This window comes from Pseudoduganella rivuli, from assembly GCF_009674485.1.
In the GTDB taxonomy this organism is placed as follows: domain Bacteria; phylum Pseudomonadota; class Gammaproteobacteria; order Burkholderiales; family Burkholderiaceae_D; genus Rugamonas; species Rugamonas rivuli_B.
Genome location: NZ_WKJJ01000038.1, coordinates 22,358 through 40,412, shown reverse-complemented (window position 1 = coordinate 40,412; position 18,055 = coordinate 22,358). Strand labels below are relative to the sequence as shown.

Genomic DNA, 18,055 nt, shown 5'->3' with positions numbered 1-18,055 from the left:
GCCCACGTGCTGCCTGGCGTCGGCCTGCCCCAGCCGGACCTGCAGCTGGGTGCATTGCCGTGAAGTCAGTAACGCCAGTTGCGCCAACAGCGATGCGAATGCCTGCGTTTCCATGATCTGCCTCCAGTCCCGGGATGATATTGCTTGGACCGGGAACGAAAAGCAGAGTTCCACGAAGTTTGCAGACAGCGCCATGATATTAGTCGCCTGCGGCCAATTGCTTGAGCAACTGTTCCGCCGCCGGAGCCGAGGAGGCCGGGTTCTGGCCGGTGATCAGCAGGCCATCGCTGACAACGTAAGGCGCCCAGTCCGCCCCCCTGGAGTAGAGACCGCCCTTGGCCTTGAGGTCGTCTTCGACCAGAAACGGCACCACGTCGGTCAATTCAACAGCTGCCTCTTCGGAATTGCTGAAACCGGTGACGTTCTTGCCTTCGACCAGCGGACGTCCCTCCGCGGTCTTGACGTGACGCAATACTCCCGGCGCGTGGCACACCAGCGCGACGGGCTTGCCAGCGGCAAGGAAGGACTCGATCAGTGCGGCCGAGTCCTTGTCTTCGGCTAAATCCCAGAGTGGTCCGTGGCCGCCCGGGTAGAACGCCGCATCGAAGCCAGCTTGATTCACGCTGTCCAGACGTACAGTTTTAGCCAACTGCGCGGTGGCCTGCGTATCAGCCTCAAAGCGGCGGGTTTCGTCGGTCTGGAACGCCGGCTCATTGCTCTTGGGATCAAGCGGCGGCTGGCCGCCCTTGGGCGAGGCCAGCACGATCTCGGCGCCGGCGTCCTTGAACGCGTAGTAGGGGCTGGCCAATTCTTCGAGCCAGAATCCAGTATTGCGGCCGGTGTTGCCGAGCTGATCGTGCGAGGTCAGTACCATCAGAACTTTCATGTTGCTTCTCCAGGTTGGGTTAAATTAATATTAGACCGGTCGTCTATTAGACGGCGCAAAAAAATGCACTTCAGCGGAAGTGCGCGCCATTTCCCTCCGGTCAGGGGGAAAGGTTGAGGATCTGGCGAGTGGTCGTCATGGCCGTCTCGAAAGGCGTGATATCGCGGGCAATCTTCACCATCACGCTCGCGCCCAGCCACAACTGGTACAGGCTTTCGGCCACGCCACGGGGCGTCCCATTGACGGAAAGCGAGCCTTCCGCCACCCCGGCTTCGATAGCCTGCGTCAGGCGGTCGGTGATGCCGGCGGTTCCGCGCCTGAGCGCCCGGCGCATGGCTTCGGACAGGTCGGCCACCTCCGCGCCCATCTTAACCGCCAGGCACTTGCCCTGACATTCACCGAACGACTGGCTGTCCTGCCAATTCTTCCAGTAATTCATCAGGCGCTGCGCCATGGACAAACCTGGAGCGTTCAGCGTGGCATCCATGTCGGCCAGGTAATCGTCGAAATAGGTGTCGAGCAGCGCTTCGCCGAAGGCGTCCTTCGAACCGAAGTAGTGGTAGAACGACCCCTTGGGAACGCCGGATGCGGCCAGGATCTCGTTGAGGCCGACCGCGGAAAACCCCTTGGCGGCCATGATACGCTGGCCATTGGCAAGGATACCCGCGCGGACATCGCTGGTTTCAGTGGAAGTCGACATGTTCATGACGCTAATATAGCATCGATTAGACCGGTCGTCTAGAAACGATTTTGCATCGATGGGCGGATCCCCGTACCAACTTTTGCCTTGTCTTTACCTCGAGCTGCGCTCGCGGTACCACAGCGCCAGCATCGCGGCGGCAAACGCCAGCGCGAACGGCCAGGCCGGCACAGGTGTGTAGCGGTCGCGGATGGATGCCGCCGCCGGGGTGCGGGCCGCATAGGCGCGGGTCGCCTGTTGCCGCAAACCTTGCCGCCACTGCGGCCAGTCGCGCTCACCGTAGACGTAGACGGCGTGCCGCGCATCGCCGCTGGCCATGCTGTGCCACCCGGCGCGCCGTGGCAGGAAGGCGGCGCACAGCCCTTCCGCATTGCCAGACCGCGCCTGCCACGCCAGCTCGGGCATGCCCTGCACCGTCAATGGCGTCCCCGGCGCCACACCCCGCGCGCACACCTGCGTGCGCAAGCCCGCCACCGGCATGGCGTCCGGCTGTTCCCACAGCACGCCTTGCGCGCCGCCGCTGACGGCCGCATCGAACAGCGTCTGCCACCATGCGCCCAGCGCGGCCGGGGATGCGATGGCGTGGCGGTGCCAGTCGGCCACGCCGACCCAGACAATGCTGCCCTGTTTCCAGGGGCGCTGCCACAACCACGGCTTGCCGTTGCGGTCGGACGCCAGCACGCGCCACGTGGCCGACGCCTGGACGGACGGGTTGAACCCTGCCGGCGGCAATGCCAGTTGCTGCGCGCCCGCGCCAAAGACGCGGGCATCTTCCTTTTCCGTGGTGGGCGACTGGGGAATCAACGGCAACGCCAGCTCCCGCTGCCACACAGCGGGTTCGCCGGCATTGCCCCCTAAAACCACCAGCGGCAAGCCTTGCGCCACCTGTCCCAGCAGTGCGGCGCGGGCGGGCGGCGGCGCGGCTTCAAACCACGCCGCGTCGATGAATTGCGCATTCGGTTTGTCCAATGGGGCGCGTGCCGATTCCGAGCGCGACAAGCCTTTGCCCAGCGTGGTTTGCCAGTCGACGATGGCGCCGCTGGCCGTCAATACATCATTGAGCACGCGCGTATCGAACGATGGCGCGCCGAAACGGCCCGCCACCTGCAGCGGCACGGGCTCGGTCACCAGCAGCGGAACAGGCCCCTCGGCAAAGGCATTGCCCTTGCTGTCCAGCAGTCGGGCGCGCAGCACCAGCTGTTCCGCCAGCGGCGGCAGCCACGTCACGGACAATTGCGCGGCACCGCGTGACACTTGCGCCCCCTCCTGCGCCGGCCCGGCCGCCGTTTCCGCCAGCACCTGTCCATTTTCCGCCAGCAGTTGCAAGCGCCATCCCGGCGCCGGCTGCGAACGCCGCACCGTCAACACAAACGCGCGGCCCAGCGGCACCGTGCGGGCAAATTCCAACGCCAGCACGTCGCCTTTCGGCGCATCCCAGCGCAGCGGCCGCGCCGGCAAATCCTCCCATTGCGCCTGCGTCAGGCCGTGGCCCGTCAGCGCCAGCGCACCGGCTTCCGGCACGGCCTGCAAGGCGCGCGACAGCGCGTCGCCCGGGTCATCCGACGCGATGGCCAGCGCTTCCGCTACATGTGCGGGGCGCACCGGTTCCGACAGCAATGCCGCCAGCGCCACGGCCGCGGCCAGCGCCAGCCCCGCATCGGTCCAACGCCGCTTGCCGCCGCCACGGCGCACATACAGCGCCGCGCTGCACAGGCCCGCCGCCAGCACGGCGGCGCCCAGCCAGTTGAACGTCCACAGCCAATTCATTGGGCTTCCTTCCCACGCCACGCCTGGCGGAACCGGCTGTCCGCCTGCGGACGCGCCTGCAGCACTGCCGGCAGTTCGGCCAGGGTGCCGCGCAGCCATGCGCGCAACGCGCCCCGGCAGTCGGCACAGCCATCCTGCACGTCCTGCACCGCGCGCTGCGCGGCCAGCCTGTCGTCATCCGAGGCAATACGCGCGGCAATGATGTCGCGCGCCGTCCTGCTCCATAACGCGGGCAGCGGACCGTCGCCGGCCAGCGCCTGCACCAGTTCGCGCACTTCCTTCGGCGCGCCGCCGGATGCTTCACCCTGCGCGCGCTTCGTGCTTTGCGCCCCCACCAACTCGCCCGTCATGCGTTTCTCTTCCTTGATGGCGGGCGGCACGAAGGCCGTGCGGTGCAAATACACGCGCTCGGCCTGCTGCAATTCCTTGATGGCGGCCAGCGCCTTATATTCGGGCGGCAGCGCGGGTTTCGGCGCAATGGCGCGCAATTCCTTTTCCGCATCCCACATGGCCTTCAATGCCCGGCGCAGCACTTCCTTGGTGGCGGGATCGAAAATCGTCGCCGCTTCCGATTCGTCGTGCGTATGGCCGAATTGCGCCAGCACGTTATCCATCTTGCCGAAGCCGCCCGGCGCGGGCGCCGCGTGCTCCTCGCCACCATGCTCGCCATGTTCGTCGCCGCCGAACAGCGACGACTCTTCGCCCAGGAACTGGCCATAGCGCAGCCGCAGTTTGGCCTGGTCCATGGCTATGGCTTCGCTGCGGCTGCGCAGCGCCGGCGGGCTCAGTTTCGGCATGTCGGCCACCAGTTGCTCCGTGTCGATAATGATCTGGCGCTGGCTGCGCAACGTTTCCGGCTTCACCAGCGATGGCAGCGCGGTCGCATCCAGGCTTTCCGCTTGCGGTCCCGGCAGGCGCAGCGTGTAGGTGGGCGACTGCGACGTGTGCGGATGGTCCGGCGCGTTATCGGTGGCGCGGATGAAGTAATACAGTTCGTCGCCCGGTTCCATACCCAGTTCCGCCAGCGCCCACTGCTTTTTCCACGCACGCACGCGCGGATCGCTGGACGCGGGCAGCGGCATTTCCTTGTCGGAGAAGCGGATATTTTCACCGCTGCCGCGCGCCAGCGTCAGGTGCAGGGTGGCGCGGGCAATGCCGTAATCGTCCCTGGCGGAAACGGCAATCTGCACCGCCTGCGTCCCCGGCGCCAGCACGTGCACGGTTTCCGTGGGTGCGACGATCGCCACTTCCGGCGCCTGGTCCGGCGTGACGCGGACGTTGTAGCGGTTCTTCGGCAAATGGCGCGCGCGCCAGAACAGCGATTCGTCGGCTTGCCACTGCGCGCAGTGTTCGCCGACCGGCAGCACCTTGCCATCGCCCAGTTCCACCGCCGACGCGGGTTCGCCGGCGCGGCGGAAGCACCAGCGCACGTCGCTGTATTGCGGCACCTGGATATCGCGCGCCTGGGTTTCGAATGGCGCGACTTTCGTGTATGGGGGCGGCGTGACTTTCAACAACAATTCACCCGGCTGCGCGGGCGGCAAGGCGGCGCGGGCTTGCACCGGCGGCGCGGTTGCCGCGCCCTGCTGCTGCCACGTCCAGCAAGCGCCCGCCGCGACGACACTGGCCAGCACCGGCAGCCAGCGGAAACCGGTGCGGGCAGCGGCAATGGCGCGATAGTCGTCAGGCTGCAATGCACCATGAATACGCGCTTCCAGCCGCTTGCGCTGCAACTGCGCAATGGCGGAAGCCGGCGCTTGCGCCAGCAATGCGCTGCTGTCTTCCAGCGCGGGAATCGCGGCGTCCAGCCAGTGCGTCCACTGCGCGTGCAGGCGCAGGCTGAGCGCGCGGATATCCCACAACAGCCATGCCATCCACGCGGCGAACAAACCCATCGCCGGCAGCGGCGCGGCGGCGCGCATGCCGCCATACAGCGCCACCAGTACCGGCAAGACCGCCACGGCCCACAGCGGCGCGCGGCGCAGCACCAATGCACGCCACAGCCGGCGGCGGATGGCCGAAGAATGATCAGCGCCGGAGGCCATGGGTCACCAGTCGTTCGAGAGTGAATAATGCCAGCAGCACGTACGCAAGCCAGGCATCGGGGCGGGTTCCCGGCATGGCCAGCGGCGACGTGCGCTGCGCCGGCAAGACCTGTGCCGCCAGCGGCCACGGTTCGGGCTGGAAGTGCAGCGCACGCCACGTTTCATACAAGGTTCGCGCGCTGTCCGCCTCCGCCGGCGGCCACGCGGCGGAGGCCCACAGCCTGCCGCGCGGGCTGTCGGCCACCTGCAATGGCAAATCGTTGACGCGCAATGTCCGGCCCCCCGCCTGATCGATGCCGGGGATCAAGGGCAAGGCGGCAGGCGGCAGCCACCACAGGGGCGCTTGCCAGCCTGAGGGAGGCGGCGCCGCGCGGTCCCAGACGATCAGCGATGCGGCGGGCGGCGCTTCGCCGCCATCGAATTCCGTGACGGTATGGTGCACGTTGCCGCTGCCCGCCGCATCGAATGCGGCAAACAGCGCGCGCCATCCGGCTTTGCGCTCCGGCGGCGCCACCAGCGCCACCGGGAATACAGCCGGTGCGGCTTGCCGCGCGGTGGCCCTCTCCCGCGGCGCGATGCGGAAGTCCACCGCATGCGCCAGCGCCGGCAATTGCGCGGGCAACGCCACCTGTTTTGCCAGCACCAGCAGTTTCGCGTCCTTGCGCCACTCGTGTTCATGCGCCTGAAGCCACGGCAGTACATTCTCCGGCAGCGGCATGCGCTGCGCATTCCCCATGCCGGCCTGCGCCGCCTGCTGGTCCGCCCAGGCGGTCGGCGCGTCCGACGCGATCAAGATCGTATCGCCGCGCCATGGCAGCGTCACCACCACCAGCCACGCGATCAGTGCGGCCAGCAACAGGCAGCGCAGTACCAGCAACGGCACGTCATCCCAGCGCCAGACGCGCATGTGCTGCGGCGGCGCAGCCGGCAGAAAGCGGGCCGTGGCCAGCGGTTCGGACTTCGTGCGGCGTCGCTTTTGCCGGTGCCACCAGAGCGGCAGCAACAGCACGGGCAGCGCCAGCCACCAGAGCGGATGCGCCATCATGCCGGCCTCCGCGTCGCAACGTTGAGCCAGCCCCGCAACGCGTCCTGCAGCGGATCTTCAATCACCGCGCCGAGGTAAGGGATATCATGGCGGCGGCATCCGCCCGCCACGTTGTCGAAGTGCGCCGCCAGCGCGGTGCGGTAGGCATCGCGGTCCGCACCCTGCAAGCGGTGCAGGCCGTCGCCTCCTTCCGGGTCCAGGTAAGCGGCGCCGGCCTTGAAACTCGCATTCACTTCCGCCCGTGTCCGCAGCGACAGCAAGCGCACGTCGTGCCGCATGTGCCGCAAGCGCACCAGTGCTTCGGACAGCGGCGACGGCCAGTCCAGCGCATCGGTGGCGGCAAACACCAGGCTGGGCGCGCGGGCGAAATGCAGGCATTTTTTCAGCGCGTCCGCATCGGGCAGGCTGCCTGCCGGCACAGCCGCTTTCAACGCCGCCAGCACCCGCTGCAATTGCCGCGGGCCGCGCAATGCGGGCGTGAATTCCGTGCGTCCATCTGTACAGACGACGAGGCCGAACGCATCACCCTGGCGCTGCGCAATGGCGGCCACGCAGGCCAGCATGGTGCGGGCAAACCACAGCTTGTCGAGGCCCGCGACTTCGCGGCTGGGTTCCGCCATCGACGCCGTGGCGTCCAGCCACAGCCACACGGCCACGTGGCTGTCCCGCTCCGCTTCGCGCACATAGTAGCGGTCGGCGCGGGCCAGCAATTTCCAGTCGACGCGGCGCCACTCGTCACCGGGCGCATAGGCGCGGTATTCGGAAAATTCCACGCCGGCGCCCCGTTCGCGGCCCGCATGGATGCCGTGACCCAGCCCGGCCAGCACATGGCGGATGACGAGGTCCAGCTTGCCGGCATGGGCCAGCAGCGCAGGGGTTTCCAGCATACGAATGGTATCCCTGGGTTTATTAATCCGGACGGACCGCGTCGCGCAGCGCGGCGAGGATGTCGGCAATGGCGATACCGTCCGCTTCCGCTTCGAAGTTGCGCAACACGCGGTGCGCCAGCACCGGCAACAGCATGGCGGCAATATCGTCGCGCGTGACAGCCAGGCGGCTGTGCATCAGCGCCCGGGCTTTGGCGGCCAGCACCAGCGCCTGCCCCGCGCGTGGACCCGCGCCCCAGCCCACGTGCTTGCGCACGGCATCGACGTGGGTTTCGCGGGGGCGGGTGGCGCGCACCAGGCGCGTCGCATAGACCAGCAAGTGTTCGCCGATCTCGATATCGCGCACCAGTTGCTGCAGGCGCAGCAAGGTGTCGACATCCATGACCGGTTCGGCGTCGGCCAGTCCCGCGTGCGTGGTGGCCGACACCATGGCCACCTCTTCCGCCTCGGTCGGGTAACCCACGTCGATGCGCAGCAGGAAACGGTCCAGTTGCGCTTCCGGCAGCGGATAGGTGCCGGCCTGCTCGATCGGGTTTTGCGTGGCCAGCACGAAGAAGGGACGGGGCAATTTGTGCGTCTGGCCCGCGAACGTGACGGAACGCTCCTGCATGGCTTCCAGCAGCGCCGACTGCGTTTTCGGCGGTGCGCGGTTGATTTCATCGGCCAGCAGCACTTGCGTGAAGACCGGGCCTTTCTGGAAACGGAATTCGCGCTTGCCGGTTGCATGGTCTTCTTCCAGGATTTCCGTGCCGACGATATCGGACGGCATCAGGTCCGGCGTGAATTGCACGCGGTTGAATTGCATCGCCGTCGCCTGCGACAGCGACTTCACCAGCAAGGTCTTGCCCAGCCCCGGCACGCCTTCCACCAGCGCGTGGCCGCCGCCCAGCAGGCAAATGATCAGCGCGTCGACCACTTCCCGCTGGCCGATGATGACTTTGCCCATGCTGGCTTTCAGCGCAGCGACCTTGGCGCACAGCGCGCCGATTTCGTTTTCGTCCCAGCCCAAAATCATGCTCCTAAAGCATACTGAATGATGTTCACCGCAAAGCGCGTGTTATCGATGGCCAGCCAGCGCTTGTTGCGGAAGTCGTAATCCCACTCGCAACCGTAATCCTTGTTGCTGTACAAAACCCGCACCCGGCCGCCAAACTCGATGGCTTTCAAATAGTCGTGCACGAGATCATCGCCCCAGCCATTCAGCTCGACGCTGGTGTTGGGCGGGCCGTCGAACTTGAAGAAGCACGAGTACAGCGGATGGCTGTTGGGGATCTTGTGCAGCGCTTTCGGCCCGAAGATTTTCGCCAGCTCCGCTTCCAGCGACTTGGCGAACAAGCCATCGATATCGTGGTTGCAATCGTCGATGAAGACAAAGCCGCCGCCCTTCACGTAGCGCTCGAAATTCCTGCGTTCAGCCGGCGTGAATTGCACCAGCTTGTGCCCTGCCAGGTAGCAGAACGGCGCTTCCAGCATCTTCGGGTCGGACAGCGCGACGATGCGTTCGACCGGGTCGACGCGCAACGTCGTGTATTCCACCAGCGAATTGAGGACGTTGCTGGGCATGCGGATATCCACATCCCAGTCGCCGGATTCGTACGTCAGGCGCGTAAAGTAAAAGTCGTATGTCGCCATGCCACTGGCTTACACCGCATCCGACAACGACGTGAAATTGAAATCGCGGATCTTCATGGCCGGCAGCAGCATCTGGAAGCGCGACGTCGTGCCCCCCACCACCACCGGCTTGCCCAGTTCCTCGATATTGTTCAGCATCGATACGGGACTTTCATTGAAGCGGAAGTTCTTCACCGGATGCTTGATCTTGCCGTTCTCGATGTAGAACGTGCCGTCGCGCGTCAGGCCCGTCAACAGTTGCGATTGCGGATCGACCATGCGGATGTACCATGTGCGCGTCACCAGGACGCCCTTCTTGGTATTGGCGATCAATTCCTCGGTCGACTTGCTGCCGCCCGCCATGATGATGTTGCCGTGGTTGCCGATGGCGCGCTTGCCCTGCTTGTGCGCCCAGAATGGCGTGTAATCCAGCGCGGACACCACACCGTTCTTGATGATGTCGGTGCGCTCGCGCGCCAGCATGGAATTCGGATCCCACGGCAGCACCGGCACTTCCGCGTTCCACGGGTCGGCCCACACGTTGACTTGTTCATCGAACAGCTTTTCACCGAGGCGGTTGCCACCACCCTTTTTCGACAGGTAGCTGCGGCCTTCGTCCGCGTTGCGGGCATCCATCGCGCCGAACATGAAGTTCAGCATGTCCGACGTGGCGGCCGGTTCCAGGATCACCGTATAACGGCCCGGCTCCAGCGCTTTCGCGTCGACCGAGCGCACGGCTTTTTCAATCGCCACCTCGGACGCTTCACGCGCATCGAAGCGGCCCGCGTCGTTGGCAAAGCGGGTAACCCAGCCGGAACCACGGCCGTCTTCCGTGCGGGTGGTGACGGTGAAGCCCAGGTTGCTCAATTCCTGGTAGCCGAACAAACCGTTGGAATTGGCCACCGCATCGAAGCCGGTGACATCGTTGAAGAAACCTGCCGCCTGCAATTTAGCCTTCTTCGCGGCGGCAATACTCTGGAACGCGACTTCCGCGCGGTATTCCGGATCGATGGCGGCCGTGTTTTTGCTCCACGTCGGCGATGCCTTGTACGCCTGGGCCTTGGGCGCCGGCATGAATTCCGGATTTTCCGGCGCCAGGCGCGCGGTATCTTCCGCCCGGCGCACGGCGCGTTCCAGCGCCTTGTCGTCGAATTCATTGATGGACGCCGTGCCCACGCGCTTGCCGAAAGCGACGGAGACCGCCAGCGTCGTATCTTCCGTCAATCCTGCCGTGGACACCGCGTTGTTCGCGTAGCGGACATTGCCCGTGCGGCGGCCCGTCAAATTCACTTCGCATTCGTCGGCCTTGGACAACGCAATGACCTTGTCGCAAATGCGCTTGGCTTCCTGTTCAGTCAAAAATTTCATGGTATTCCTCAGCCGATCTTGCGGGCGGTGTTGATGACGTTGACGCCGTTGAAGCGCGTGGTGGACGAACCGTGCGACACGGCCGACACTTGCGAAGGCTGGCCCTTGCCGTCGAAGAACGAGCCGCCCATGCGCCAGTCGTGCTCATCGCACAGCGCGGAACACGCATTCCAGAATTCCTGCGTGTTGGACTGGTACGCCACGTCCTCCACCTGGCCCACGATCTTGCCATCCTTGATTTCGTAATACAGCTGGCCGCCGAACTGGAAGTTGTAGCGCTGCTGGTCGATCGAATACGAACCACGGCCCAGGATATAAATCCCCTTCTTGACGTCCTTCACCATGTCGTCCGGCGTCATTTTCTTCTTGCCCGCCGCCAGCGACACGTTGGGCATGCGCTGGAATTGCACGCTGCTCCAGCTGTCCGCGTACGAGCAGCCGTGCGATTCTTTTTCACCGATGATGTGGGCCTGGTCGCGCGTGGTCTGGTAGTTGACCAGCACGCCATCCTTGATGATGTCCCAGCGCTTGCACTTGACGCCTTCATCGTCGTAGCCGACGGCGCCCAGCGAACCCGGCGTGGTCTTGTCGGCAAAGAAGTTGACGATATCGGAGCCGTATTTGAATTTTTTGCTTTCCCACTTGTCCAGCGTGGCGAAGCTGGTGCCGGCGTAATTGGCTTCGTAGCCCAGCACGCGGTCCAGTTCCGTCGCGTGACCAACGGATTCGTGAATGGTCAGGAACAAGTGTTCCGGGCTCAACACCAGGTCGTATTTGCCCGGTTCGATGGATTTCGCCGTCAGCTTTTCACGGGCCTGGCGGCCTGCCGCGCGGGCATCCTCGATCAAATCGTACGCGCCGTTGTACAGCGTCGTGATGCCGCCCGCCGCGCGCACCTTGTGTTCCGGCTTCGCGTCGAAGAATTCAAAGCCCATGCCGGCCGGCGACGACAGGCCGTCGCGCGTGCGGAACTTGCCGGACGCCTTGTCGACGGCAGTCGCCGTGAACGGCGACCACAGGCGGTGCACGTCCTGGTCGATGTACGAACCATCGGTGGACGCGAAGTATTTTTGCTGGTTCACCTGGAACAGCATCGAGCGCATGAAGCTGGCGCCCGCATCCATGCCGGCGCTGTTGGCGGCAATCAGCATGTCCGCCTTGTCCTTGATCGGCACCGTGCGCCAGTCTTTCTTGAATGGCGTGGCCCACGCCACCTCGCCCACGCCCTTGACGGGCGCCAGGCGCACCGGTTCCGTTTGCAGGCGGGCGTTTGCTTTTGCAATCGCGACGGCCTGGCGCGCGGCTTCCGCCACCGCATCCAAGGTCATCACGTTGGTGGAAACGAAACCATAGGCGCCGGCGGCGATCACGCGCACGCCGACTCCGGACGATTCCGTATTCGTGATGTTTTCAACGTTGCGGTCGCGGGTCACAATGAACTGGTTCAGATAGCGGCCGATACGCACGTCGCAATAGCTGGCGCCAGCCTTGGTGGCGGCATTCATTGCCGCGTCGGCCAGGGATTTCTTGAATTGCACGGCCATCGGATTGAGCAGCTCTTCCGCCGCGATCGCATTGCCGAACACCGGCACCAGCAGGGCGCCGCCGGACAGGGCGCCTACTTTCAGGAATGTACGTCGTTCCACCATTTACTCCAGTTCATTTGTTGATACGTTCGTGGCCTGCCTGGCGGCTTTGTAAAAGCCGCCAGGCACACCACTGTCTTACACAGCGTCCGACAGCGAGGTAAAGTTGAAGTCCCGTACCTTCATGGCCGGAATCAGCAACTTGTATGGCGACTCATCGCCGCCGAGGATTTGCGGCTTGCCGATTTCCTCGATATTGTTCAGCATCGTCACCGGGCTTTCGTTGAAGCGGAAGTTCTTGATCGGATGCTTGATCTTGCCGTTCTCGATATAGAACGTGCCGTCGCGCGTCAGGCCCGTCAGCAGTACCGATTGCGGGTCCACCATGCGGATGTACCAGGTGCGGGTCACCAGGACGCCCTTCTTGGTGTTGGCGATCAGTTCCGCCGTGGTCTTGTTGGTGCCGGCCATGATGAAGTTGCCCGGCGTGCCCACGGCGCGCTTGCCCTGCTTTTTCGCCCAGAAACGCGAGTAATCGAGCGCCGCCACCTTGCCGTTCTTGATCACGTCCATGCGCTCGCGCGCCAGCAGGCTGCCGCTGTCCCATGGGGTGACCGCGATATCCTGGTCCCACGGATCGGCCCAGATATTGACCTGTTCGTCGAACAGTTTTTCGCCCAGGCGGTTGCCGCCGCCCTTCTTCGCGAGGAAGCTGCGGCCTTCATCGGCCTGGCGCGCATCGAAGCCCTGGAACATATAAGCCAGCAAGTCCGACGTGGCGGCCGGTTCCAGGATCACCGTGTAGCGGCCCGGTTCCAGCGCTTTCGCTTCCACGGAACGCAGCGCTTTTTCAATCGCCACATCCGACGCTTCGCGCGCATCGAATTTGTTGGCGTCGCCCGCATCGCGCCGCACCCAGCCCGAGCCACGGCCATCTTCCGTGCGTACCGTGCACGTGAAGCTCAGGCCGGTCTGCTCCTGGTGGCCAAAGATGCCTTTCGAATTGGCGACGGTTTCAAACGCCGTGCTGTCGGTGAAAAAGCCCGCCGCCACCAGTTTGTTCTTGCGGCTGTTTTCGATGCTGTAGGCCGCCACCTGCGCGCGGAAATCCGGATCGATATCGGCCGTGCTCTTGCTGAAGGTATTGCTGGCTTTATAGGCTTGCTTGTCCGGCGTGGAGACGAATTCCGGATTGTCCGGCGCCAGGCGCGCCAGGTCTTCCGCGCGGCGCACCACGCGCTCCAGCGCCTTGTCGTCGAATTCATTGATGGTGGCAGTGCCCTGCTTCTTGCCATAGGCGACGGAAACCGCCAGCTGCGTGTCTTCCACCAGGCCGGCGGTCGACACGGCATTGCGCGCGTAGCGGATATTGCCGGTGCGGTTGCCCGTCAATTTCACTTCGCACTCGTCGGCTTTGGTCAGCGACATCACCTTGTCGCAAATGCGTTTGGTTTCTTCTTGCGTCAAAATTTTCATGGGTCCAGTCCTTAACCGATTTTCCGGGCAGTGTTGATCACGTTGATGCCGTTGAAGCGCGCGGTCGACGAACCGTGCGACACGATCGACACTTGCTGCGGCTGGCCCTTGCCATCGAAGAAGGAGCCGCCCATGCGCCAGTCGCGCTCATCGCACAGCGCGGAGCAGGCGCTCCAGAATTCCTGCGTATTGGACTGGTACGCCACGTCTTCCAGCGGCTGCGTGATCTTGCCGTCCTTGATTTCATAGAACAGCTGGCCGCCGAACTGGAAGTTGTAGCGCTGCTGGTCGATGGAGAACGAGCCATCGCCCACGATATAAATACCCTTCTTGACGTCCTTGATCATCTCGTCCGGCGTCAGGCGCTTGGCGCCGGCCTTCAGCGACACGTTCGGCATGCGCTGGAACTGCACGCTGCTCCAGTTGTCCGCGTACGAGCAGCCATGCGATTCCTTTTCGCCGATGATGTGGGCCTGGTCGCGCGTGGCCTGGTAATTGACCAAGATACCGTCCTTGATGATGTCCCAGCTCTTGCACGGCACGCCTTCGTCGTCGAAGCCGACTGCGCCCAGCGAACCCGGCGTGGTCTTGTCGGCCACGATGTTGACCAGTTCCGAGCCGTACTTGAATTTTTTGGTTTCCCACTTGTCCAGGGTGGCGAAGCTGGTGCCGGCGAAGTTGGCTTCATAGCCGAGCACGCGGTCCAGTTCCGTCGGGTGGCCGACGGATTCGTGGATGGTCAGCCACAGGTGTTCCGGGCTCAGCACCAGGTCGTATTTGCCCGGCTCCACGGACTTCGCCGTCAGCTTGGCTTTCGCTTGTTGACCCGCCGCGCGCGCATCTTCCACCAGGTCATACGAATTGCGGTACAGCGTGGTAACGCCGCCGGCCGCCTTGAACTTGTCTTCCTTGCGCGCGTCCAGGTATTCGTACCCCATGCCGACCGGCGTCGACAGGCCGGAACGGGAGCGGAACTTGCCGGTTTTCTTGTCCACGGCGGTGGCGAAGAATGGCACCCACAAACGGTGCAAGTCCTGGTCGATGTACGAACCGTCGGTCGACGCGAAGAATTTTTGCTGGTTGACCTGGAACAGCAGCGACTGCATGAAGCTTGCGCCGCCGTCGAGGCCCGCCTTGTTACCGGCGATCAGCAAGTCCGCCTTTTCCTTGATCGGCACCGAGCGCCAGTCTTTCTTGATCGGCGTGGCCCACGATACTTCACCGACGCCCTTGACCGGCGCCAGGCGTACGGGTTCCGTTTGCAGGCGGGCGTTGGCCTTGGCAATCATGACAGCCTGGCGCGCCGCGCCGGCCACGCCATCGGGCGACATGTCGCTGGTCGCGGCAAAGCCGTAAGCGCCGCCGGCAATCACACGCACGCCGACGCCGGCCGATTCCGTGTTGGTGATGTTTTCAATGTTCAAGTCACGCGTGGTGAGGAACTGGTTCAGGTAGCGGCCAATGCGTACGTCGCAGTAGCTGGCGCCGGCCTGCGTGGCGGCCGTCATGGCGGTATCGGCCAGCATCTTCTTGTACTTCACATCAGCGGGTTTCAGTAATTCTTCCGCTGCGATGGCCCTGCCAAACGCCGGCAGCAGCATGGTGCCAAGCGCCACGCCACTGATGTTGAGGAATGCACGTCGTTCCATTCAATAGTCTCCAAGGATCACTTCGAATTATTGTGGCGCCTGTCGGGGATCGCCCGCAGATAGCCGCACAGCTTAAGGCAAGTTCCATGCCATTTGGGCATTGCCACCGCAGGAGAAACATAACGTTACACACGCGCGTGGCAGCTTGATTAAATCTGCCAATTCGCTATGGACACAATATAAAAAGTGTCCGCCCAGTGTCCGCAAACTGTCCGCGCCGGGCGCCTGCGGACACTTTCAGAATCCGCTTGACCGGTGTTGTCGGTTACACCATTATCGGCGCACGCGACCGGTGCGGTCGCTCATTTCTGGAGAGGATACGAATGAAGAAACTGTTCCTGGCCGCGGCGCTCGCCTGCGGCATGGCAGGTCCGGCATTGGCGGACGACGCCCTGAAAGCCGCGATTGCCAGCCCGGCCCGTTCGCCGGCCAACGTGGCGCGCGACGTTTACCGCCATCCGTATGAAACGCTGACCTTCTTCGGCATCAAGCCGAACATGACGGTGGTGGAATTGTCGCCGGGCGGCGGCTGGTACACGGAAGTGCTGGGCCCTTACCTGCGCGACAACGGCAAGCTGATTGCCGCGGGTGCGACGCCAGGTTCGGCCAATGAAAACGCGCGCAAATCCGCCGCGCGCTTCCAGGAAAAACTCAATGCCAATCCCGGCACCGCCAAGGTGCAACTGGGCGCCTTCGAGCCGGCCAACAATGTGTTCACGTACGCGCCGAAAGGCAGCGCGGACATGGTGCTCACGTTCCGCAACATCCACAACTGGATAGGCAATGGCGACGACAGCATGAAGGCGCTGTTCGCCAGCATTTACGACACGCTGAAACCGGGCGGCATTTTCGGTGTCGAAGAACACCGCCTGCCGGCCTCGAAAACCCAGGATGCCAAGGCATCGACCGGCTACGTGCACGAAGCGTACGTGATCAAGATGGCGGAACGCGCCGGCTTCAAGCTGGCGGGCAAATCGGAAGTCAACGCCAACCCGAAAGACAACGCCGACCACGAAGGCGGCGTCTGGGCGCTGCCGCCGACCTATACCAACCAGGACAAGGACCGCGCCAAATACCAGGCGATCGGTGAAAGCGACCGCATGACGCTGAAGTTCGTCAAACCCTGACCTGGGACCGATGCAACCGTAGGGCGGCTTTTACAAAGCCGCCTGCCAGCGTCAACGGGCTGCATGCATGGCGGGTTTGTAAAACCCGCCCTACGCGCTCCACGTTGTAGTTTTTTCGCACACCACGTCACGAAAAGTCATGATTAGACTTTTTTTTCTGACTCGATTCTTTCTAGAATGGAAAATTGCGCACGATCGTGCGCTTTGTAGATGTCTACCTTGACCGTTCGGAGTGATCGATGCGAAACAACCTGGCTGTCTCTGCGACTGAATACCACTTGGACGAGGACCGTCCCATCGTCTCCAAAACGGATTTAAAAGGCAACATCACCTTCGTCAACCCGTACTTCGTCGAAGCCAGCGGGTATGCGGAACACGAACTGCTGGGCGCCGCGCACAATATCGAGCGCCATCCCGACATGCCGCAGGCCGCCTTTGCCGACCTGTGGGCCACGCTGCACCAGGGATTGCCGTGGAGCGGCGTGCTGAAAAACCGCCGCAAGAACGGCGACTATTACTGGGTGCTGGCCAACATCACGCCGGTGATCGACCATGGCCGCGTGGTTGGCTACATGTCGGTGCGCACCCGGGCCACGCGCGAACAAATCGCCGAAGCGGAACAGTTGTATCGCAGCGTGGCGTCCGGCGCCGGCGGCCTCGTGATCAAACAGGGCCGCGCCGCCCGCACGGGCTTCATCGGCGCGCTGCAAAGCTTACGCACCCTGACGGTACGGGCGCGCATCATCATCGGCCTGGTGGCGTTCAGCGCCATGTTCATCACGATGGGCGCCATCGGCGTCACCCACCTGGAAGGTTCGGCCGCCAGCACGATGGGCTGGCTGGCGTTCGTCGGCCTGCTGTTTACGGCGTTGCAAGCCTATGCCTACCACATGGCCGTGGCGGGTCCGCTGCAACGGGCGCTGGACGTGGCCCGCACCCTGGCGGGCGGCGACCTGACCGCATCGATCGACACGTCGCGCGCCGATGACATGGGACAGATGCTGCGCGCGCTGCAGCAAATGAATGTCACCCTGCGCGCCGTGGTGGGCGACGTCAGCGCCAACGTGGGCTTGATGCAGGCCGCGTCGCGCGACATCGCGGCCGGCAACCTGAACCTGTCGTCGCGCACGGAAGCGCAGGCATCGAGCCTGGCGCAAACAGCATCCAGCATGGGCGACTTCGCCACCGCGGTGCAGCGCAACGCGGAACACGCGAAGCAGGCCAGCACGCTGGCCGCATCGACCACGGAAGTGGCGACGCGCGGCGGCGAGTCGGTGGCCAAGGTGGGCGCCACCATGGGCGACATCAGCGCATCCGCCCGCAAGATCGTGGACATCATCGGCATGATCGACGGCATTGCCTTCCAGACCAATATCCTGGCGCTGAACGCCGCCGTGGAAGCGGCGCGCGCCGGTGAACAGGGCCGCGGGTTTGCCGTGGTGGCGACGGAAGTGCGCTCGCTGGCGCAGCGCTCGGCCAGCGCCGCCAAGGAAATCAAGGGATTGATCGACGATTCCGTGCAACAGGTTGAACTGGGCAACAAGCTGGTGGCCGAGGCCGGACAAACCATGTCGGAAATCATCGGTTCCGTGCAGCGCGTGGCCGGCATCATGGGAGAAATCGCCGACGCCAGCGATGGCCAGACGTCCGGCATCGCCCAGGTCAACCGCGCCGTGGCGGACATGGACCAGGGCACGCAGCAAAATGCGGCACTGGTGGAAGAAGCCGCCGCCGCCGCTGCCAGCCTGGATGAGCAGGCTGCGCAACTGGCGCATGCGGTGTCCGTGTTCCGCGTGGCGGGCGCCAGCAACAACGTGCACCGCCTGGCGGCGTAATCCGGAACGGAACCAGCAGAGACAGCCGGGACAGCAAATTTAGGGTTATCGATAACAAATATTTTCAAAAAGT

The 18,055-nt window shown here is 64.0% G+C and carries 14 protein-coding genes; 2 read left to right on the top strand and 12 right to left on the bottom strand.

Going from position 1 to position 18,055, the window contains the following annotated elements:
* Positions 1–199 precede the first annotated feature (199 nt).
* The 12 genes from GJ700_RS33745 to GJ700_RS33690 all read right to left on the bottom strand — a co-directional run bounded on the left by GJ700_RS33745 (position 200) and on the right by GJ700_RS33690 (position 15,020).
* Positions 200–886: a type 1 glutamine amidotransferase domain-containing protein gene (locus tag GJ700_RS33745; RefSeq protein ID WP_154382436.1), complete on the bottom strand. Its 687-nt coding sequence runs from the start codon at positions 884–886 to the stop codon at positions 200–202.
* Between the two features lie 100 nt (positions 887–986).
* A complete protein-coding gene (locus tag GJ700_RS33740) occupies positions 987–1,592 on the bottom strand; it encodes a TetR/AcrR family transcriptional regulator (RefSeq protein ID WP_154382434.1) in 606 nt (201 codons plus the stop codon).
* An 87-nt stretch (positions 1,593–1,679) separates the two neighbouring features.
* Entirely contained in the window at positions 1,680–3,353 is a 1,674-nt protein-coding gene (locus tag GJ700_RS33735; RefSeq protein WP_154382432.1) for a hypothetical protein, read from the bottom strand.
* The gene (locus GJ700_RS33730; protein ID WP_154382429.1) at positions 3,350–5,398 is read right to left on the bottom strand and encodes a DUF4175 family protein; all 2,049 of its coding nucleotides are present in this window, start codon (positions 5,396–5,398) and stop codon (positions 3,350–3,352) included. Before GJ700_RS33730 ends, GJ700_RS33735 begins: the two co-directional genes overlap by 4 nt.
* Positions 5,382–6,443 carry a BatA domain-containing protein gene (locus GJ700_RS33725; RefSeq protein ID WP_154382428.1) on the bottom strand — a complete coding sequence of 354 codons (1,062 nt, stop codon included), beginning with the start codon at positions 6,441–6,443 and terminating at the stop codon, positions 5,382–5,384. The genes GJ700_RS33730 and GJ700_RS33725 overlap by 17 nt, the downstream gene beginning before the upstream one ends.
* Positions 6,440–7,330: a DUF58 domain-containing protein gene (locus GJ700_RS33720; RefSeq protein ID WP_154382426.1), complete on the bottom strand. Its 891-nt coding sequence runs from the start codon at positions 7,328–7,330 to the stop codon at positions 6,440–6,442. Before GJ700_RS33720 ends, GJ700_RS33725 begins: the two co-directional genes overlap by 4 nt.
* Positions 7,331–7,352: 22 nt before the next feature.
* Complete coding sequence (locus GJ700_RS33715; RefSeq protein ID WP_154382424.1) at positions 7,353–8,345, bottom strand: AAA family ATPase; 993 nt, start codon at positions 8,343–8,345, stop codon at positions 7,353–7,355.
* Positions 8,342–8,962 carry a DUF4159 domain-containing protein gene (locus tag GJ700_RS33710; protein ID WP_154382422.1) on the bottom strand — a complete coding sequence of 207 codons (621 nt, stop codon included), beginning with the start codon at positions 8,960–8,962 and terminating at the stop codon, positions 8,342–8,344. Before GJ700_RS33710 ends, GJ700_RS33715 begins: the two co-directional genes overlap by 4 nt.
* A gap of 9 nt (positions 8,963–8,971) precedes the next feature.
* The gene (locus tag GJ700_RS33705; RefSeq protein ID WP_154382420.1) at positions 8,972–10,309 is read right to left on the bottom strand and encodes a TldD/PmbA family protein; all 1,338 of its coding nucleotides are present in this window, start codon (positions 10,307–10,309) and stop codon (positions 8,972–8,974) included.
* 8 nt (positions 10,310–10,317) lie between these two features.
* The gene (locus tag GJ700_RS33700) at positions 10,318–11,955 is read right to left on the bottom strand and encodes a TldD/PmbA family protein (protein ID WP_371868247.1); all 1,638 of its coding nucleotides are present in this window, start codon (positions 11,953–11,955) and stop codon (positions 10,318–10,320) included.
* Between the two features lie 78 nt (positions 11,956–12,033).
* Positions 12,034–13,371, bottom strand: coding sequence for a TldD/PmbA family protein (locus GJ700_RS33695; RefSeq protein ID WP_154382416.1), 1,338 nt, complete (start codon positions 13,369–13,371; stop codon positions 12,034–12,036).
* A gap of 11 nt (positions 13,372–13,382) precedes the next feature.
* Positions 13,383–15,020, bottom strand: a complete 1,638-nt coding sequence (locus tag GJ700_RS33690) for a TldD/PmbA family protein (RefSeq protein ID WP_154382414.1) — start codon at positions 15,018–15,020, stop codon at positions 13,383–13,385.
* Positions 15,021–15,343: 323 nt separating this feature from the next.
* Here GJ700_RS33690 and GJ700_RS33685 point away from each other — a divergent pair, with 323 nt between their 5' ends.
* Entirely contained in the window at positions 15,344–16,147 is an 804-nt protein-coding gene (locus GJ700_RS33685; RefSeq protein ID WP_154382412.1) for a class I SAM-dependent methyltransferase, read from the top strand.
* A 239-nt stretch (positions 16,148–16,386) separates the two neighbouring features.
* A complete protein-coding gene (locus GJ700_RS33680) occupies positions 16,387–17,982 on the top strand; it encodes a methyl-accepting chemotaxis protein (RefSeq protein ID WP_154382410.1) in 1,596 nt (531 codons plus the stop codon).
* Positions 17,983–18,055: the final 73 nt, after the last annotated feature.

Excerpts from the sequence above, each read along its gene's own strand:
- GJ700_RS33745 (WP_154382436.1), bottom strand. The coding sequence starts at position 886 with ATGAAAGTTCTGATGGTACTGACCTCGCACGATCAGCTCGGCAACACC.
- GJ700_RS33740 (WP_154382434.1), bottom strand. The coding sequence starts at position 1,592 with ATGAACATGTCGACTTCCACTGAAACCAGCGATGTCCGCGCGGGTATC.
- GJ700_RS33735 (WP_154382432.1), bottom strand. The coding sequence starts at position 3,353 with ATGAATTGGCTGTGGACGTTCAACTGGCTGGGCGCCGCCGTGCTGGCG.
- GJ700_RS33730 (WP_154382429.1), bottom strand. The coding sequence starts at position 5,398 with ATGGCCTCCGGCGCTGATCATTCTTCGGCCATCCGCCGCCGGCTGTGG.
- GJ700_RS33725 (WP_154382428.1), bottom strand. The coding sequence starts at position 6,443 with ATGATGGCGCATCCGCTCTGGTGGCTGGCGCTGCCCGTGCTGTTGCTG.
- GJ700_RS33720 (WP_154382426.1), bottom strand. The coding sequence starts at position 7,330 with ATGCTGGAAACCCCTGCGCTGCTGGCCCATGCCGGCAAGCTGGACCTC.
- GJ700_RS33715 (WP_154382424.1), bottom strand. The coding sequence starts at position 8,345 with ATGATTTTGGGCTGGGACGAAAACGAAATCGGCGCGCTGTGCGCCAAG.
- GJ700_RS33710 (WP_154382422.1), bottom strand. The coding sequence starts at position 8,962 with ATGGCGACATACGACTTTTACTTTACGCGCCTGACGTACGAATCCGGC.
- GJ700_RS33705 (WP_154382420.1), bottom strand. The coding sequence starts at position 10,309 with ATGAAATTTTTGACTGAACAGGAAGCCAAGCGCATTTGCGACAAGGTC.
- GJ700_RS33695 (WP_154382416.1), bottom strand. The coding sequence starts at position 13,371 with ATGAAAATTTTGACGCAAGAAGAAACCAAACGCATTTGCGACAAGGTG.
- GJ700_RS33690 (WP_154382414.1), bottom strand. The coding sequence starts at position 15,020 with ATGGAACGACGTGCATTCCTCAACATCAGTGGCGTGGCGCTTGGCACC.
- GJ700_RS33685 (WP_154382412.1), top strand. The coding sequence starts at position 15,344 with ATGAAGAAACTGTTCCTGGCCGCGGCGCTCGCCTGCGGCATGGCAGGT.
- GJ700_RS33680 (WP_154382410.1), top strand. The coding sequence starts at position 16,387 with ATGCGAAACAACCTGGCTGTCTCTGCGACTGAATACCACTTGGACGAG.